This window comes from Flavobacterium sp. N502540 (genome assembly GCF_025947365.1).
Lineage (GTDB): Bacteria > Bacteroidota > Bacteroidia > Flavobacteriales > Flavobacteriaceae > Flavobacterium.
The window spans coordinates 5,165,870-5,185,903 of the sequence record NZ_CP110012.1 but is presented as its reverse complement, the minus strand read 5'-3'; the positions used below and the strand labels follow the sequence as shown (position 1 = coordinate 5,185,903).

The window sequence follows — 20,034 nt, the reverse complement described above, 5'->3', positions numbered from 1 at the left end:
GACAGATTTATGGTCATTCCTAAAATAATCTTTGGTATAGACGGCAAAGAAATTTCTCATTTTACTAAAATCGATTTAAAGCAAACCATTAATGCTCACCATGAGTTTTCAATAAGTATTCCACATTCTGTTATAGAACGACCTCGGGCCTATACGATGGAAAGCGCCCAGGAATGTCTTGGGAAAGTGCTGCACATCAGGCTAAGCGGTAATAATAATTTTCTGGGAATTATAACAAACGTTCGCTATCAACAAGAATTGGGACATGTAGGCAGTCAAATTGTTATTTCAGGATATTCTAAAACTATTTTGTTAGACTACGGTCAAAAGTTACATTCCTGGGAAAATCTCAATTTGAAAGATATGGTGCACGATCTCATACAAACTGCTGCAGGAGAACAGCTGCAATATGAAATCGAGCCCGAATTTACTTCTAAAATAGAATATCAAACGCAATATCTGGAATCGGATTTTAAGTATATCCAGAGATTAGCCAAACAATATAACGAATGGTTATTTTATGACGGAGAAAAACTTTTTTTTGGAAAACCACAACAAGAAAGTTCTCCCATAAAATTAATTTACAACAAAGACCTGTTTAATTTAAGTATATCGGTAGAAGCAAAACCCCATCAGTACAGCGGATATACTTATAATGAAAATATCGATCAGCTTTATCAGGCACAAACAGATGACAGCATAGTAGAGGGATTACCGAAATTAGGAAAAGACGCCTTCGAAGCTTCCAAAAAGTTATACAGTACAGCTTCTTACGAGTTCGGACAATTTAGTACCGGAGATGATGTATATTTTGAGAGTATCCTGAAAAAGAAACAGGAGAGTATAGCTGCAGAAGGAAACTACATTTCGGCAACAAGCTCAAATCCAAAACTAAGAATCGGCTCTATTATTAATATTGAATCTCAGCAAATATTAGATAAGTCAGAGGTTCTTCAAAAAGGATTGAGTACAAATAAGACACAATTTGAATCGAATGAAATAGGTACTTATATTATTACCGAAATCACACATAAAGCTACTGAAATTGGAGAGTACGAAAATAGTTTCAGAGCACTTCCTGCTAAAATAAAAAAACTTCCCGAGCCTCAGGTAGGCATGCCAATAGCGCAGGAACAAAGAGCTGTGGTAGTGGCCAATGATGATCCTAGTGGTAATGGAAGAGTTCGTGTAGAATTATTATGGCAAAAAAAACAGCAGTCCCGCACACCTTGGCTGTATGTATTAACTCCTAATGCAGGAACCAGCGATGTTGTAAATAAAAATCGCGGATGGGTTACGATACCGGAGGTAGGTGATCATGTAATGGTTAGTTTTCGTTACAATGATCCTAACAGACCATATGTGATTGGTAGTATTTTTAATGGAAAAACAGGCGAAGGCGGTAAGCTGGACAATCATATTAAAAGTTTCTTTACCCGTTGCGGGAGCACCATCACTTTTGATGATAAGCAGAAAAGTATTCTGATAAAAGACCCGTCAGACAACAGTGTTTATTTGGATGGTGAAGGTAATATTACTGTAAATGCACCTAAAAATATGACCATCAATGTTGGTGATAATCTGGATATTACTGTTGGTAAAAATATGACTGTAGGGGTAGGTGGTAACAAGAAAACCACTATCGACGGTAACAACAGCTTAAAAGTTGGAAAAAGCAGTACAGTCGATATTACAGAACTCTACAAACTTATTACAAATATGTACGAGCAAAAAGTATCGGGTGATAAAACCGTAAAGATCAATGGTAATTTAAATAAAACCACAGCGACAACAACTCACAAAGCCATAGGAGGAGATATTTTGATAAAAAGTTCGGGAATCTCAAAAGTACTGGGTGCCATTGATGCCAAAGTAAATAAAGGATAGCGCAGGCACACTGGTAAAGATTTATCCTAATTGAAACAAACCGGTACAGACAAAGAAAACTTAATCGTAATATCAAATCAGAATGAAGCAACTCTTATTTTTTATTTTTCTATTGGCAAGTGCATTCTCTTTTGGACAAGCGGAAGAGGTACAAAAAACAGAAATAGAAGGCGGTACATTATCAAAAAAGTATATTGACGGAAAACTGGAAAGTTTTATTGTAGAAATGTACGCGGTAAATTATGGAAACATCTTCAGTTTTACTAAAGGAAAAGATACTATTACAGTGAGTAATGGAGAAAAATCAGCTGCTGTTATTAAGATATATTTTAAAGATCAGATGCAAATAAGCGAACTATTTTATAAGAAGAAAATAGTAGGCTATTTGGAAGCTATAAATTTGAATATAGATCAGTTACCCAAAAGCAACAGCATATATAGTTTTCTTGTAAATAATAAAATAAAGAGTTCTATATGCAGCTTTGATCTCAATGATCTCGATGAAAATTTCGACCAGAATCTGATAAAACTTTTTACTAGTTTAAATCATGCTGCAAATGCTGAAAATTTAGATTCCGCCTTTAATTCAATAGCCCATTTTTTTTCCAAAGAAGATGCTCTTTATAGAATCTATTTAGCAAGCTATGCTGAAAAATTTGCCCCTCCGATAATCACCTATTTAAAAACGAATGAATCCGGAAAAATTGAATCCGGAATTGTCTGGACAGGGAAAGAGACCGGAAATGGAAAGTATGAAATTTACAGTAAAGAGAAAGTAATACAATCAGGAATTCAAAACTTATCCAATTTTAAAGAAACTTTCAGGGAGTATTTTTCTAAAATTGAAAATATCGATTAAAAACAAACATAATGAACAAGAATAATAGTATTATTATAAAATCACTACTAATTGCTTTAATTATTTCCCTGATTATTACAAGTTTCATTTTTTCAAAAGGCTTTATAAGCTTTGGAGCAGCGGTTCTGGCAGGAATTATTTTTAGTGTGTGTTTTATTGTTTTTTTTATAATCGTGAGACTTATTTTGAGAGCTATTAAAAAGGAATAATTGAAAAGGTTCAAGAATAGTCAGATGGATATGTATAAATAAATAAACAATTTTATGAAAAAAACTTTCATATTACTAAAGTTATAAAATAAAAAAGGTAAAAAATATACAGTGTACAGAAACAAGTCTGGATAAAGAAAAATATGAGATGTATCTTACTTTTTATATATTTACAAGTAGTTCGTTAAGACAGTACCAGTATGCGTAAAACTTAAAAAAGCATGAAGAAAATAGCCCTTTATTTACTATTATTTCTTATAACAAATACGTTAACAAGTTCTTGTCAGGAGAAAAAGCAAACCGATAAAAAGGTTAATAGCTCCGCAATAAAAGCCCCCCTTAGTAATATGGAAACAAATTTTAAATGGCAGGAAGGTTTAAGTTGTCCTTCAGGATACCCAATACAAGTATATAGAGGCTGGCTTGAAGGCCCGTTAGTATCAAATGGTGTAAATGAAGAGCCCAACAGTACAACCGGTATATACGGTTTTGGTACAACCACAGGTATAGGAGACTGGGGAGAGAATTCTTCAGGAATGAGTCAGGGTGAAAAGCCAATTCCACAAAGACTTAACTGTACGTGGTATTCGTATGTTGAAGATGTGATGTATCATATCGATACAGAGTTGGACTATCCAAAAATGGTAAAACTATTCAACGAAGGCTTTCAGAGCATTGTTCGAAAAAGAGGAAAAGTAATGACAACTTACAAGCACATCACAGTGGGTTTTGCTCCGGGAGGCGTAGTAGTGGTCTGGTTGAAAGGCGGACAGAAAGATGTAGAAATAGGACGATATCAAGGAAAAAAGACAGAGATAAGTGCTAAAGAAATAGCTTCTTTGGACAGTCATGAACGCCTGTTATTTGATCCTGCTGATCGAGCTCGAACTTTAAAAAACCCGAAAATTATAGCTCCGGAAGATCAGGAAGCACACAAAAATAAGCCCATTCCTTACGGACTCTGGGACAGCTACCGTATAAAGTACAATTGGCGCCCTACAGCAGTATTTGTGAGAGAGGGAAAAGTGCAGGATGAATTGTCTTTTAGCCTGTTTAATGGAGAACGGGAAACATTGTTAGAAGAAGAATTTGTCAAAAATGAGTATCACGAAAGAGCAATTCCGCGAAATTTAGGTATGCGTTGGTGGGATAAAAACGGACAGGGGTATAGTGGTTCCTTTATTTTTGATGAGAAAGAAATTTTTGATGCTTTCAAAGAGCTGCGTAAAAAGAATCCTGAGGCAAATATTGATTTAGAAGTTAAAATAAACCCGGGTAGTGATTATTTGGGAGCGACACTAAAAAACGGTACAGATGTTATACCATTGAAAAAAAGTAAAACAAACGTTTTTGAGTCAAGTATAGTTACAAGTGAGTATAAATACAATTGGCGTCCTGTTTTTGTGTTTGCCAAGGGTACAAAAAAACCAGATGAAATTAATATAAGACGTAATACTTTGGAAGAGATTCTTAAAGACAAAGGATTTATCGATATACCTTTCCAACAAAACTCACCTCCCTATAGAATAACTTTTAATTATAATGAACAAGATAAATTCATAAATGCTACGGATCTAATATTTGAGGAAGATGAAATTGCTGAAACTTTTAGAAGTCTTGATAAGCTAAAGCCTGGTGCTCCTATAGAAATGGAAATTAAAAAAGGCGATGCTCCTCAAATTTTTAGTATTACTCTTAAGGGTAATGGGAAAGAAATACCCGTAAAATTTATAGCAGATGATTGGGAGTAATGTCGTATGGTAAAATGTAAAATACAATAAACTATGGGAAAAACATTTGTATACAATACAGGAAGCAGTAAAGATGAAGAAAAACAGGAAGAGCTACGTCTGACTTTTGGAATTTTTATAGACGGTACACTCAATAATAAAACGAATACCGATATGCGTAACAAGCATAGTCGGGGTAAGGACGCTGATGGGAATATTGATTATTCAAAAGATAATGCGACGCTGGAAAGTGAAGACGAAAAAAAATATAAAAAAATAAAGAATAAAGGACGGATAGAAGAGCTCCTCTCCAAGAAAAATAAGACTCCAGCCGAAGAAGCGGAGTTTAAAGCTATTGATGAAAGAGACAAATATCTCGTTGCCTCCTATAGAGTTCCTTTAAACGAGTTTGGTCTGGATCGTATGGGAACTGATAACAGTTATAGTAACGACTATACAAACGTGGCACGTATGTGGCAATGCTGTGAACAAAAAAAATACGCCATTTATGTGCCGGGTATGGGAACGGATAACCTAATGCGCGACAGTACAGATGGTTTTGCCTTTGGTTCGGGACAAACAGGTATACGTGCCAGAGTGCGTAACGCTTGTGAGCAAATTGCAGATAAAGTAGCACTGAAGATGGCAGAGAGTGATGATGCCACAAAACTTACCCAAATCACACTCGATGTATTTGGATTCAGTCGAGGTGCTGCTACGGCAAGAAATCTGGTTTATGAGGTAAATCATGATAGTGGTTACGCAAATGCCGTACAAAAACAAATCCCTTGTGGAGTAGAGTATGTCGAAACCCGAAGTTCGCAATCCGGTAGAGTTCGCATTCAAAAAATGCGAACGGCCTTTGTCGATGTCGATAATTATGAAATAGACAATAGTAGTTTGATCCAGAATCAATTGCCTAAAATGGGACATTTGGGATATAGTCTGATTAAAAAGGCTAATCTTAAATTTGAGTATTTAAAAAATGTAGAGATCATCGTCCGTTTCGTGGGGATTTATGATACTGTATCCTCTTATTTTGAAGAGAGTGGTGTTCGGGATCATTATGACGATTATGGAAATGTGAAAGACGAAGGAGGCAAACTTATCAAAGAAGCTTGGTCAACACATTTTAATGATGACATTGCCGAGCTGCACCTGAATAATTTATACTGTCAAAAAGTAGTACACTTTACGGCCAAAGATGAACATCGTCAAAATTTTGCTCTTACCCGAATCAATCAAATTCCAGGCAGATACATCGAAAAGAATTTTCCGGGAGTGCATTGCGATATAGGAGGAGCTTATATGACCGAAAAAGAAGAAATAGATGAAATAGGAACCAGTTTAAAGGACGAAGCGGGTATACTTGCTTTTCTAAATGGAATTATTCCTACTAGTCTACCTGGATTGAACGCCCTTAGAAACGATTTGATAAACCAATATTGGTATAAAGAAGAGCAAATAAAAATAAAAAGGCAGTGGATAAGTGTACCACCTTATTATAAACTAACAGGAATCCGTGGAAAAAAAATAGAAGGTACCGAAGATCAGTATGAAGGAGTTAAAAAAGAGTACAGTTATATTCCGCTGCACTTTATGGAAACTTATGCCAGAAGTACTGAAATGAAGGAGTATTTTGTAGAAGAAACAGCTGTGAAATTTCCATTAGATGATTTTTTGACAGATGTAGAAAGCTATTTAACACCTTATGCACTGGATGAAACCAACGAGGTGAAAGAATGGGATTTCATCAGTGATGAAGTAATCGAACAAAGAAGACTGGAAAGGATAGAAAAGCAGAGATGTGAAGCTGAAATACAAAGTATAGAGCAAAAACTCAAAAATCATACTTATGAATACGAAGAGCTCAAAGTAGTAGCCGACAATTTACGGGTAGAGCAATATAAACCTAAATTAGACTTTGAGACGCTTAAAATACCGCAAAAAGAGCCTGAAATGAAAACATATACTATAGAGGGAGTTACTGTTGTTGGTTACAGCTCACAAACTATGTTGAGGAAGTTAAGGAATGAATACCTGCATTGGTCCTCAACAAGAGATTGGTTCGGGATGCAGCCCAATGAAGGCAGAAAAAGAAAAACACATTAAAGTATGACTTATTTAGATTACGATGTTGTATTTCCACAGCTTGATAAAATAAATGAGTTTGTATTTGAAACGGTAACAACTGATTTTTCGAATCCAAAAAAGATAAAAAAAATAAATTACACCCGAAAGATTGCTATCACGAGGTACAAAGACAATGGAAATGATAAGTTGTTTCAGTTATTTCTTTCCGAGATCGAAATCACAAGTAATTTATCTACAGAGAATCTTATTTTTCTCAAAAGAATAGGAGCTGCTTTTGACGAAGTTGAAGTTGAAGTAAATAACTATGGCAAAATTATCAAAATAGTAAATTTTGAGGAGCTGGGAAAGCGATGGGAAATTGTTCGTGCCAAATTGGCCATAGATAATGTTGGTTTTGTGGCAGAATCATACCTGCAGGATATTAGCAGTTCGGTAGAAGACGAGCAAAAAATGATAATCTTCTTCTCCGATTATAAAATGTTTGGTTTGTATTTTTTTAGTTTATATCGAAACCCGTCCCCCGTTGAAAGGCAAAAAAAAATAATAGATTGCGGGAGCGCTATAATGTTGGAACACGTTTATCCAAAAGATGAGAAATTGGATACCTACTTTGTATCAGGAAAACCTTTTGAGGAGAGTGCAAAGACAGATAGCATAAAATATGATGGTACTTTAGAGTACAGAGAACATCAGATAGAATTGGCAACATTAGAAATAGAAAAAGAAAGATTGAGCATTTTGTATAACATTAATAAAACATCACTTTAATGGCAAAACCAGATAATACTCAAAAACGAAAAGAACGCGAGGAAAAAGAGGAAGCCGAGGATGGCTTAAAATTTGTTATCGACGGAGCCAAACTAAAATGTGACTTATGTACCGTTCCGGAGGGCGACTTAAAAGTAAATTTTGATACTCCTACCATACAAGATAAAAAAGTAGCAACGATTGTCGAGAAAGACAAGAAAAGTGTAATCTTTAAAGGCAACTGCAAAAAAAGCCCTCAGAGTTCAAGTCCATGCGCTTCAGTAATGCAGCTTGCCGACTGGAAAGATGTGGGAACGGTGTATTTTCAGGAAAAATTTCCATTACTACTTAAAAGTACAATTAAATGCAATTATGGAGGAGTCGATATTAAAATCACAGACTCTGCGCAACGCAATGCACCGGAAAAGATTGATACTACAGCTGCGCCTGTGCCGCCGGTCAAAGAGCAAAAAACTTACAAATGTACGCACTGTGAGGAAGAGTTTACCAGTGAGTTGATCAGAAAAACGATAGATGTCAAAAAGTTATCTGCAAAGCAAACAGAGATAATCGATTCTATTTTGCCATATTTGAATAAATACAGAAAAGATTTTGGACTGGATACTTGTTTACGTAAAGCTCATTTTATTTCGCAAATTGGTGTTGAAAGTGCAAATTTTACAACTTTTTCTGAATACGAAAATTATTCTAATCCACCAGGCGTTTTTAGTTCAAGTCTAATAGAAATAAATGAGACTATAGTTAATTCATTGAAGGATAATCTTAGTTCTATATTTAAAATAGTTGATGCGAAAGGATTAGCCCTTACTAAAACAAATGATGAATTAAAGTTACTTCTTCTTAAAGACAAACCATCAATTGTTGATAAAGAACTTTATGCAGCTTTTAAAGGTGAAAAAGATTCAAAAGATAAGAAAAAATATAACGACAAATTAATTAAAGAAGTATTAAAAGCTGACAAAACAATTGATTATAAAATTTATCTAAAAGCACATTCGCACTTTGGAGTCCCTTTGATGTCGAGAGCATATGCTCCTTATGCAGGAGATAAAAGAGGATTAGGGAATGGAGACGAATTAACTAGAGATGGATGGAAATTTAAAGGACGAGGCTTAAAACAATTGACAGGAAGAGGGAATTATGTAAATTTTACAAACTATAGAAATAAAAATACTTTCACTGGGGATACTTCAGGGCAGATAGATTTTACAGCTGAGAAAGATGGGGTTCAATTAAAAGGTAATTATTTAAAAATATCAGATGATGCAATGTATGCAACACAATCTGCATTATATTTTTGGAATGATGGGACAAAGAAAAATAAAAAATTTGCAAAGGAGCACGCTGATAATGATGATATAGAACTTGTTATAAAATGTGTTAATGAGTACGATGGTAAAGTTGGAAAAAATAATAGAAGAGCCAATTTAGTAAGAGCTAGAAAGGAAGGTGCTTTTGATATTAATAGACACTATAAACTTATGTTAGAAAATGGTGATGATGGACAAAAGGGAGAAGCAAAGAAATATTTAGAGAAACAAAAAAAGAGCGGTGATAAAGAGGCTGAAAAAATTCTAGAGGAAGAGGAAAAAAAGAATCCTACAAAAAAAGAAGAAGTAAAATCAAAATAGAAATGGAAAACAAATTTATAACAATAGTACTTATTTTTTTTTCAATTTCACTACATAGTCAGAATCTTAAAATTTTAAAAGATTCAGTATTTGTAGATTCTGGCTTTTTGATAATTGAAGAGTTAAAAATCAATCCGGATATTGCGAAGATAAATAATAAAGTATATGCAATTACGCAGAATACTTATGAAGTATTTGACAAATCTTTTGTTGGTAAACCTGAGGATAGAATCAGAATGAAAAAAGATACGCTCTCTAAACGTATTTTGAACAACACTTTACGAGAGTCAAATTCGGGATTTGAACATTATGAAATTTACTATGATAAAAATAAGATTATTAGTATTTCAATCGGAATTCAATCTTATGGATCACCGTGGGAAGCAATTCAGTATTATTGTTTTGATCTGAATAATGGTAAACGAGTTGGACTAGATTTATTTGTAGATAAACCCGGACTGTTAAAAAAAATCAGAAAAAAATTAAAAGACCAGGACATTAATTTACCATTTAAATCAAATGATTTATTAAATTTTAGAATAATCATCGATAAAAATAAAAGCGTTCCGGACTTTTATTTTTCAATTTTTGATACTAAAAATTATAGGAATAGTGGATATGAAGAGTTTAGTGTTCATTTCGAATGGAGAGAAATTGAAAGATATATCGTCCCAGTATTCAAAAAGAGATTATTGACTAAATAAAAAAAATAAAAGAAGGAATAGTTTTAATAACGGTATTGTTTTTTGTAACTGTTTTGATTTTTATGAATCTAAAGAAGTGGAAAAATTCATAAAAAAAGTATTGAAAAAACAAGAAAGAGTGAGGTAGGATTTTTTTATACGACTATTTTGGTTGTAGAAGAAAAAGGTGAATTTTCTGTCAGCCCCCGTAAATACTGGATTCTTACATTTTTGATTGGCTTAAAGCAATATTTTTTCTTTATTTCTATGAAAAAGATTACGAATTAACTTGTTTTTCAAAATTGTATTTGTATATTCGTACAAATATTGATTGCGAATCACCCTCATCTTCCTACAAGAAGCAATTATGAAAAGTACGTTAGTACAAAAAGAGGTATTCTAAAATCATGTAGAATACCTCTTTTTTTTGTTCATACTAGTCATACAAAAGGAAAGAGGATTCTAAAAAAACATTTTTTAACAACTTAAATTTTTTATTATGGCATTTAAAGCAGTTTTAGAATTCGAAGGAAACGAGTACCAAGTATTATTTTCAAAAGTTGATATGTTAAGACATACTGACGGTAAAGGAGCTGTTTCTTCTGAAATTAAAGGAGGAAGATTAAACTTAAGAGTAAAATCTACTGACAACACTACAGTTATCGAACAAGCGGTAAACAGTCAACACAAACCAGTAAGCGGAAAAGTAAAATTTTTCAAAGCTGACTCTGAGCAAGTAATGAAAGAACTTTCTTTTGAAAATGCTTTTATTGTATTCTTTAGCGAGCAGTTAGACGCTTTGGCTGAAACTCCAATGACTACTGAGATTACATTCTCTGCAGAGAAAATTACATTAGGTAATGCTACATTAGATAACAACTGGGCTAAAATCTAATTTTTGCTAGTTGTGAGAAACAAGAAGCGATACCATATCGCTTCTTGTTTCCTTTATAAATAAAAAGATCTGGATTTTTTAGGCTTTAATTTTAGCGGTTCAGTTGAAGGAAAATCTTAGAAAGAGATTTTTTGTTCGGCCTATTTTTAGTTCCGTTGTCAGAAAGTTGAAATAATTTTTTCTTTTTATGCAGTAGATAAGTGTATTGCTAAAATATACTTTTCTAAGGGATTTTATATTAAAGCAATTTATAAGATGGAAGCCCTCTTAATAAAATAACCCCCAAACCCCAATGATACCACAAAAAATAACCTACGAAATAAATCCCCAAAAGAGATATTGTTTTATGACTATTGAGGTATCTCAATCTAATCAACAATCTCATGGCTAAAACTTCATCTTCAGGAAAACATAAGAACGCCAGTTCATTAGGTGTCAAAGGACCTCAGTATAATAGACAAACAGGTCAGTGGGAAAACACAGATAAAGTGGGCGCAATGATGCAAAGAAGAAGCCCGCAAGGTAATCGTGTAGCCGAAGATGTTAAAGCTAAAGCTATAAGTGCACCACCTAAAAAAGAAAAACCGGTTCACCATCAGTTTTTGACCACAATTGCAGTCGAAATATATGATTTCGCAAAAGCAAAAGGAGCATCCTCCCAAGGCGCATTATTAGTATTGGCACAGGCAAGTTTAGAAAGTGGATATGGAGCATCCGCAATAAAACATGGGGACTATAACTTATTTGGAGTTATGGGAAAACCCTTCAAAAGAAGTACCAGCCACGGTACCGTTAAAGATTACTCCAATTTGGGAGGTTATCAGGCCGCTTTGACGGATTATTTTAACAAAATAGACAAAAACTGGAGTCATTTTTCCAGTATAATAAAAAATGACACCATAACAGCAGATGATATTGACAAGGCTTTTAATACAGGAACATATTATCCTACAGCTAAAGAAAGGCATGGAGGGAAGTACGCCTATAATGCTGATATGGACAGCAGTGGTGCCAATCATTATGGAGAGCATCTGCTCAAACAAATCGGCGGAGTAAAGAAGCGTTTCAAAAATAGCTTAGACTTCCAGATAGAGGCTAATAAAGAAAGGTTAAAGGAAATAAATACAATCCTGACAGGCAATTCACTTTTGTTTACTGATCCCGTAAAAAGTACACTGGAAGGAGAAAAAAGACAGTTGGTGATTCAGAACGAAAAATTTAACACCGTTTCAAATGAAATTAACTAGTGAACTTAAGCTACTTATAATTTTAACTTTTTTTGTTTTTCTTGGATGTAATTCGAAGAATAAAGAAAATGTTATTTCGATAAATGAAATTAAGAAGGAACAGGTAAAATTTGAAATTGACAGTTTAGAAGTTAAAGACCGAAAGGGGCTTTTATATACCATTAAATATTATAAAGATAGTATTTATGTGAACCAGGGTAGAAATAATATTATTAAAATCGCATATCCAAATCGATTCGATAATGTATTTCCCATAAATGGTCTTATTGCCAATGATAAATCGACAAACGTTTACATCACAAATAATCATATTCTTTTATTACCCTTGAGTGAGGTAAATAATAGAATAAATCTGATTGCAATTGATTTAATTAATAAAAAAGAAATTAATTATCAGTTCAAACAACGATCTGATATCATTACTACCGGGATTAATTCTTTTTATTTTAATGAAAAAAACAACATAATTATAAGCGCGAACAGCTTAAATTATGAAGGAAAAACAACCGTTCATTATTACAAAATCGGTAAAAATTTAATAACGCATCAAGGTACTAAAGAATTGAATTTGACCTCCGAAATGTTAGAGAACAATGAGACATTGTTGAAGTTTTTAAATACAGATAATAATAACATTCCTTAAATACAATAATCGATACAAGATTTATAAAATTAAATAACACCACACTGATCCGATAGACATAAATAGTTAGTACTAACTAAAAAGATTAAAATAATGATACCACAAACCATAATTTTTGGAATAGATTCCAAGAGAATAAGTCATTTTACCAGTATAGAATTGGTACAAGTGATAAACGATCATCATCGATTCGAAATTCGTGTTCCTCATGCTGTTGTCGAAAGTCCTTTGGCCTATACGCTTGAAAATGCTCAGGCCTGGCTGGGTAAAGTGGTACACATCATCCTTGAAGACAAAAATAACTTTTTAGGAGTAGTGACCAATATCGATTTTGATCAGGAAATGGGGCATTCAGGCAACCATATTGTAGTATCAGGTTATTCAAAGACCATCTTGTTGGAGTCCGGTGAAAAGCTGCATTCCTGGGAAGAAATGAATTTAAAAGATATCGTTAAAGAAGCTATAAAGAATGGAGCAGCGGAGCAGTTACAAAACGAGGTAAACCCTGAATATTCCAGCAAAATGGACTATCAGAATCAATACCTTGAAACCGATTTTCAGTTCATTCAGCGATTGGCAAAACAATACAACGAATGGCTGTATTATGATGGGGAGAAGTTAATCTTCGGGAAACCTAAAAGTTTCGACAAGCCGATCTCTTTGACCTACAATAGTGATATCTCAAAACTAAAAATATCCGTACAGGCAGTACCGAATAAATTCAGTGCTTTTACTTATAACGAAAGCGCTGACAAACGCTATACCGCAAAATCGAAAGACACGGTAGGCGGTTTGCCAAAATTAGGTAATGAAGCTTTTGCCAGTTCTAAAGAGGTATTTGCAACGCCAGCATTTACACACGGAATAGTAAGTACAGGTGACGATTTGGTTTTAGAATCTTTCTTAAAAAAGAAACAGGAAAGCGCCGCTGCCGATGCCAATTATGTTTCGGCAACGACTAAAAATACAAAATTAAAAATAGGAAGCATAGTCAACATAAAATCTAGTGTTTTAGAAAACGAAAGTATGATAACACAAGAAGTAGGCTCCTATATTATTACCGAAATTAGCCACTATGCGACCCATTTAGGAGAGTACGAAAATAACTTCAGAGCGATACCTTCAAAAGTATTGAGTCTTCCGGAACCTGATGTAGCTTATCCAATAGCACAAACACAGCAAGCTCTGGTAGAAAGCAATACAGATCCTAAAAACAAAGGAAGAATTAGAGTGCAAATGCTTTGGCAGCAAGGTACTTCTATGAAAACAGCCTGGCTTCGTGTTCTAACTCCTGATGCGGGAAGCAGCGGAAAAGTAGCAAGTAACCGAGGAATGGTATTTATTCCAGATGTAGGGGATCATGTTATGGTTCATTTCCGTTATGGAGATCCCAACAGACCTTTCATTCTGGGAAGTGTATTTCATGGAAAAAGTGGCGGAGGCGGTGGCCAGGATAACAACAAAAGGAGCTTTGCGACCAGAGGAGGTACTTCTTTAGTTTTAGATGAAGGAGATAATAGTTTTACCGCAACAGACCCAAGTGGTAATATGGTAAAACTTAACGGTGACGGGACCATGACCATTTATGCTCCAAACAAAATAGACGTTTTGTCTAAAGAAATTAACATTCTTGCTGATGAAAAGGTAAACATAAATGGTATAAATGAGGTCAATGTCGACAGTAAAAAAATAGTAGCTGTTGGTACGGATGAGGTGAGTGTGAAAAGTGACACCCAAATCGGTAATGAAGCGCCAAGTATCAATATAAAAGGTAAAAATACCATTTTGGCAGAAGGAAAGGTTGTTGATATAGACGGTAAAACAATGACCAATGTTAAAGGTGGAGTGGTGAACTTAAATTAGAATAAGAAATGCATAATACGCACAATCCTATCGCTGTAAGAGTCGAGAACATTCAGAAAATCTGGAACAAAACCCGAAAAGAAAAGCCAAAAGCTAAAGTATTCAGTATGGTTTGTTTTAAGGATGATTTTCCTTTAATGGATGCTTTTATTCGGTTAGAATCTTCCGCCTATGGTAAATCTGAAGATTCGTTTGTTGCTTTTGCTGTTGATTTTGATGATAAAAAAGATTTTTACAGCACAATCATAGAGCAATGGATTGTAACTTTTGAAGAAGACCTGAAAAAGAATCCCGATTGGAATTGGAAAGATTTTGCCACTTTTAAAGAAGTACTTCCGGAAATTAATCAGCTTAGTATTGAAAGTCTGAAGGAATTCTACATCAAAATGCTTATTAGTTTTAAAGAATTTGAAGCAAAAACCGGAAATCTTCTAATCGTAAGTTTTTTAATCAAAAAAGTAACTAATACCGATTTGTTGACCGAAAGCCTCAATGAACTGGCTGTTTTACTACCGGAAAATATTGGTTTCCTGTTTTTGGATTATCAGGAAAGACAGCAGTATCGTGATGTAGTTTTTGCAGCAAAGGAAAACGGAATCATTATAGAAATTCCAAATCAGGAAATAAACAAAGCTTACAAAGAAATAGCTACACAAGGAAATCCAAATGATCCACAGGTACGTTACCGAAAATGTTTATTTGAAATTGGTGAGGCAGCAAAAAACAAAAAACAGGAGAAAGTAAAAAAACTGGGTAATGAGCTTATCGACATTAGTAAGAGTACGGGAGAAACCAGTTTTTGGTCTTCGTCTTATTTGATCTATGCCAGTTTTTTATTCCAGTTTAAAGACGAGAAGGAGCTTATTCATCAACTATTGGATAAAGGAATAAAAATTACGACTCCGTTTTATAAAGAGAAAGAAGATGTTGCTGGAATTTTAATGCAATTATTAGTTTACAAAGGTTCGCATCACAGCATTATTGGAAATACAGATACAGCGATTGATTATTTTTTAAAACAAGTAGCAATTGCTAAAGAAATAAATCAGGAAATGCAGGTGATCAACGGGTACAATTATGCATTGCTGCTGGCTGCCAAGAAAAAAGGCAGTCGATATACCGAAATTTTAAATGATGCTTTTGAGTACGGATACGCATTGAGTGACGAAACCCTCAAAATTGCCAACTTTACTTTTATTGCGGATAGTTATTTAGAGAGTGATCCTAAAATTGACTATTCAGAAAAAGAAGCTGTTTTTAAACGAATGGTACTCATTTTTGGAGAAAACTGGAACGACAATCCAAAACAAATAGCCAAACAGATACAAGAGGAATATCAATTAAGCAACACCTATTAATTATGTTATTAACCGATAATCATTTGACCATTGTAGTGGGGATAGACATTCATTTTACTACCCTACCCCCTTTTAATCCTTTTCATCCTTATATAGGTATTGTGATGGATCCTTTTGATTATGTTCCGTTTTTAGGTGCCACTGTGCATGTAAATGGTTTTAAACGTGGAAACTCAGACACCAGCGGTATCATAATACCTCTGATGCACATTCCTCTTTTTACGCCACCCTGGCTTATGACACCTATCATAGGCCATGAAAGTATGAATTTTTTCGCCTCACAAACCGTTTTTTCAGACGGTACGAGGATGAGTCCCAAAGGACATATGCTAATGACCTGTAATGATATCGGCATCCCCCTATCGATGTCTTTAGGGAAAACCAAAATAGGCAAGAAGATGCTACCGTTTGCCCCAACCCTTTTTGCCCCAACCTCGTTTTCATTGCCTATCCCAACGGGGAAACCCGTAATGGTTGGTGGACCCTATCCTCCCGATTGGGGAGGAGTCCTTACAGGCTTATTAGCTAGTATTGGTTTTAGTACCTTAATGAAAAAAGTTAGGGGACTTGTTAAAAAGATTAAACTTAAAGGATCGAAAACTCCCGAAGGGCTTAAAGATGGACTCCGAAAATGTGTTAATGACCCGGTAAATGTGGTCAATGGTGCGGTGATTTATGACGGTAGTGATTTTGATCTGGCAAGTCCAATTCCCTTAAATTGGAAACGCAGCTGGTATTCTGATTCTCCTTATGTGGGATGGCTCGGTTATGGAACACATAGTGTATACGACAGAGCGGTAGAATTATACTCCGAGGACGATGCCTTAGGACTTCGCATGGACGACGGACGGCTTGTTGCTTTTCCTATCCTGATGCCCGAGGAAGAATTTTACCTCCGTGAAGAAAAAACAACTCTGAAAAGAACTCCCGACGGCTATCAGGCTTACGATCATCAAAGCAAGCTTTTTTACGATTTTACCTTGTTTGACGGTAAAAAATACCAACTTACCCAAATTAGTGATGCTAACGGACTTAACATCGTTTTCGAATTTACAGCCAATCGCCTGAAAAAAATCATCGATGCTGCAGGCAGGGAGATCAAAGTAAGCACTAAGGACGGATTCATTCAAAAGCTGGAACTTGTTGGACCGGAACAGGACGAACTTTTAGTAGCCTACGAGTACGATAAGCAAGGTAACATAAGTGCTATTATTGATGCATTGCAAAAACCGACAGCCATTGAATATGAAAATCATTTAATGGTCAAAAAAACTGACCGTAACGGACAAGCTTTTTACTGGGAATATGACACCCAAAACCGCTGTATCCACACCTGGGGTGATGGTGGCTGGCAGGAAGGCTGGATGGAATACCACCCCGAGGAAGGTTATAATCTGATAACAGACTCCAACCTGGCCGTAACCACTTATTATTACGAACCAAGCCAGCTGATTACACAAGTAAAAGACCCAATAGGCAACAGTACCTTTTACGATTATACCGAATTTATGGAACTCTATCGCGAGATTGATCCCGAAGGACGCATTCTGGGTTTTAATTACGATGACAGAGGAAACAAAACCGGCACCGTTTACCCGGATGGTACCGAAGAAATCATGATTTACGATGAGGAGAACCGCCTGTCGATAGCCATAGATCCCGAAGGTAATAAAACTGTTTATTTGTACAAAGAAGATAGAGAAGATCAGCTCAAAACGATTATTGCTCCCGATAAAACTACTACCCATTTTAGTTATCACGATAATGGACTATTGGCGACAGTGGCCAAAAACAACAACAATCTCGAACTGATTTATGACGATCAATTCAACCTGATAGAATGGCGTGAGAACAACCAAAAACTAAAATCATGGGAGTACGACCATCGCGGACGCGTACAGGCGATCTACACCCCAATGCAAATGGCCGATTATTTTAGCTACGATGCACTGGACCGCGTAAGACAAATTGTAGAGAAAGACAGCAATGTCATACAGTTTACCTACAACAATTACGATGAAGTCATAGCTTTAAAAGACAATAAAAATAGCGTTAAATTCAGTTATACCCCACTGGGAAGCCTTGCCACACGCGAGCAAAATGGCGTAAAAGTTCGTTTTGATTACGACAAGATGGAACAGTTGCAAGCCATCAAAAACGAAGACAACGAAGTCTACTATTTTAGCCGCAACAAAGCCGGGCAAATAATCAAAGAAACCGCTTTTGATGGTATGGTTAAAAAATACCAGCGCAATCTCGCAGGGGAAGTCACCAGAATAGACCATGGCAACGGAAAATTTACCGAATACGAGCAGGATGCATTGGGACGAATCACCAGAGCCGACTATCATGACGGTACCTGGGAAACCTACACTTACAACAAAAACGGACTTTTAACAGAAGCCGTAAATCAAAATGTAAGTATCCTTCTGGAACGTGATGAAATGGGCCGCATCGTAAAAGAAACCCAAAAACAACAGCTCGACAAAGATGATAATGCCATTACTATTACCTCTACTTACAACAAACTGGGACAACGCACCCATATAAACACTAGTTTAGGAGCAGAGATCAGCACACACTACGACTCAAAAGGACAGTTGGAACGCATCGAGGCACAAAGCAACGAGCTCAAAGAACAGCACCAGAAGTGGGAAACTACCCTAAAACGTGACGAACTGGGAAGAGAGATAGAACGCTTTACCACAGGTGGACTCCACATTAAAACCAGTTACAATAACAACGGAAAACAAAAAGAACAGGAAGTATTTGCCAATGGCAAACGCACCGGTTCCCGTTATTACAACTGGGATACCAACCAGCAATTGCGTAGTGCAGTCAACCAAATGACCTCTAATATCACCTACTTTGATTATGATGATTTTGGTAATCTTGCCAAGGCTGATTATAATGGTAAAGGACAGCTTTATAAAACCCCGGATGCAGTAGGAAATCTTTATAAAACTCCGGATCGCAGCGATCGTAAGTATGGTAAAGGTGGTAAACTGTTACAGGACGAAAAGTATTATTATAAATACGACGAACTGGGTAACCTGATACATAAAAGTTCCAGAAACATTAACGAAGAACTAAAATTTGAAGAAGCCACCAACTGGATCGATAAACTGGCAGGCAACAAAACCGAAGAAACCAGACTACAGCAAGAACATGAACAGTGGCAGGACGGAGATACCACCTACAGCTGGCTGGCGAATGGTATGCTCGAGAGCATTACCAACCCGGATGGAAAGAAAGTACATTTTGAGTACGATGCCCTGGGCCGACGCACTGCAAAAATTGCAAACCAAAAAATAAATCGCTATGTTTGGGATGTAAATGTTCTTATTCATGAATGGAAGTACGACCTGAACGAAAGACCTAAATTAATTATTGAAGATGATGATCTAATATACGACAAACATGAGCCCGTCGAGAATGTAATAACTTGGATTTATGAGGGAGGTTCTCTTGTACCAAGTGCTAAGATTGTTGAAAATGAAAAGTTCTCCATTATTAGTGATTATATTGGAAGGCCTATTCAAGCTTATAGTGAGGAAGGTCATATAGTCTGGGAAACGGATTATGATATCTATGGTGATTTATACAATCTAATTGGAGATAGAAGTTTTATTCCTTTTAGACAGTTAGGGCAGTACGAGGATATAGAGACTGGGTTATACTATAATAGGTTTAGGTATTACTCTTCTGAGACAGGACTTTATGTGAGTCAGGATCCAATAGGGCTTGAAGGGGGAAGTGCATTTTATGCTTATGTAAAAGATTCAAATTTTTGGATTGATATCTTTGGTCTTTCAACAGTATATTTAAGAAATAAAGAAGTATATGTTGGAAAAGCAAAACAAAATGCCGCTACTAGGTATGGAAATAAATCGACTGCAACAGATATTTTTAAAGATATACCAAATACAGATACAGCTCAAGGAGTTGAACAAATTACATATGAGAGAATGAACAAGATGGTAGAAAGAGGTGAATTAGATCCTTTGACAAATGCTCAACGACCTGTTGATATGGGAAATAAAAAGAAAACGTTTCGTAGAGATTTAGGAGAAAAATGGTTAAAGGATACCTTTGGAGATAATTATGAAGATGTGATTGATAAGAGAGTTAAAGATCATTATCAACCTTTGAAAAAATGTAAATAAT

General features: G+C 35.4%; 14 protein-coding genes. All 14 read left to right on the top strand.

Going from position 1 to position 20,034, the window contains the following annotated elements:
* The first annotated feature begins 9 nt into the window (after positions 1-9).
* The 14 genes from OLM58_RS21425 to OLM58_RS21360 all read left to right on the top strand — a co-directional run bounded on the left by OLM58_RS21425 (position 10) and on the right by OLM58_RS21360 (position 20,033).
* A complete protein-coding gene (locus OLM58_RS21425; RefSeq protein WP_264530583.1) occupies positions 10-1,887 on the top strand; it encodes a type VI secretion system Vgr family protein in 1,878 nt (625 codons plus the stop codon).
* Between the two features lie 82 nt (positions 1,888-1,969).
* Positions 1,970-2,746: a hypothetical protein gene (locus tag OLM58_RS21420; RefSeq protein WP_264530582.1), complete on the top strand. Its 777-nt coding sequence runs from the start codon at positions 1,970-1,972 to the stop codon at positions 2,744-2,746.
* Positions 2,747-2,757: 11 nt separating this feature from the next.
* Positions 2,758-2,955 (top strand): hypothetical protein, encoded by a 198-nt coding sequence (locus OLM58_RS21415; RefSeq protein ID WP_264530581.1) that lies wholly within the window; start codon positions 2,758-2,760, stop codon positions 2,953-2,955.
* A 221-nt stretch (positions 2,956-3,176) separates the two neighbouring features.
* Positions 3,177-4,706, top strand: a complete 1,530-nt coding sequence (locus OLM58_RS21410) for a DUF2931 family protein (protein WP_264530580.1) — start codon at positions 3,177-3,179, stop codon at positions 4,704-4,706.
* A gap of 33 nt (positions 4,707-4,739) precedes the next feature.
* Entirely contained in the window at positions 4,740-6,797 is a 2,058-nt protein-coding gene (locus tag OLM58_RS21405) for a phospholipase effector Tle1 domain-containing protein (protein WP_264530579.1), read from the top strand.
* Positions 6,798-6,800: 3 nt separating this feature from the next.
* A complete protein-coding gene (locus OLM58_RS21400) occupies positions 6,801-7,547 on the top strand; it encodes a hypothetical protein (RefSeq protein ID WP_264530578.1) in 747 nt (248 codons plus the stop codon).
* Positions 7,547-9,178: a PAAR-like protein gene (locus OLM58_RS21395; protein WP_264530577.1), complete on the top strand. Its 1,632-nt coding sequence runs from the start codon at positions 7,547-7,549 to the stop codon at positions 9,176-9,178. Before OLM58_RS21400 ends, OLM58_RS21395 begins: the two co-directional genes overlap by 1 nt.
* Before the next feature lie 2 nt (positions 9,179-9,180).
* Complete coding sequence (locus OLM58_RS21390; RefSeq protein ID WP_264530576.1) at positions 9,181-9,882, top strand: hypothetical protein; 702 nt, start codon at positions 9,181-9,183, stop codon at positions 9,880-9,882.
* A 478-nt stretch (positions 9,883-10,360) separates the two neighbouring features.
* Entirely contained in the window at positions 10,361-10,756 is a 396-nt protein-coding gene (gene tssD, locus OLM58_RS21385) for a type VI secretion system tube protein TssD (protein WP_017496350.1), read from the top strand.
* Positions 10,757-11,139: 383 nt separating this feature from the next.
* A complete protein-coding gene (locus tag OLM58_RS21380; protein ID WP_264530575.1) occupies positions 11,140-12,003 on the top strand; it encodes a glucosaminidase domain-containing protein in 864 nt (287 codons plus the stop codon).
* On the top strand, positions 11,990-12,646 hold the full coding sequence (locus OLM58_RS21375) for a hypothetical protein (RefSeq protein ID WP_264530574.1): 657 nt from the start codon (positions 11,990-11,992) through the stop codon (positions 12,644-12,646). Before OLM58_RS21380 ends, OLM58_RS21375 begins: the two co-directional genes overlap by 14 nt.
* A gap of 93 nt (positions 12,647-12,739) precedes the next feature.
* Positions 12,740-14,509, top strand: a complete 1,770-nt coding sequence (locus OLM58_RS21370) for a type VI secretion system Vgr family protein (RefSeq protein WP_264530573.1) — start codon at positions 12,740-12,742, stop codon at positions 14,507-14,509.
* Between the two features lie 8 nt (positions 14,510-14,517).
* Positions 14,518-15,867: a hypothetical protein gene (locus tag OLM58_RS21365; protein WP_264530572.1), complete on the top strand. Its 1,350-nt coding sequence runs from the start codon at positions 14,518-14,520 to the stop codon at positions 15,865-15,867.
* A 2-nt stretch (positions 15,868-15,869) separates the two neighbouring features.
* Positions 15,870-20,033, top strand: coding sequence for a DUF6531 domain-containing protein (locus OLM58_RS21360; RefSeq protein WP_264530571.1), 4,164 nt, complete (start codon positions 15,870-15,872; stop codon positions 20,031-20,033).
* The last annotated feature ends 1 nt before the right edge of the window (position 20,034 follow it).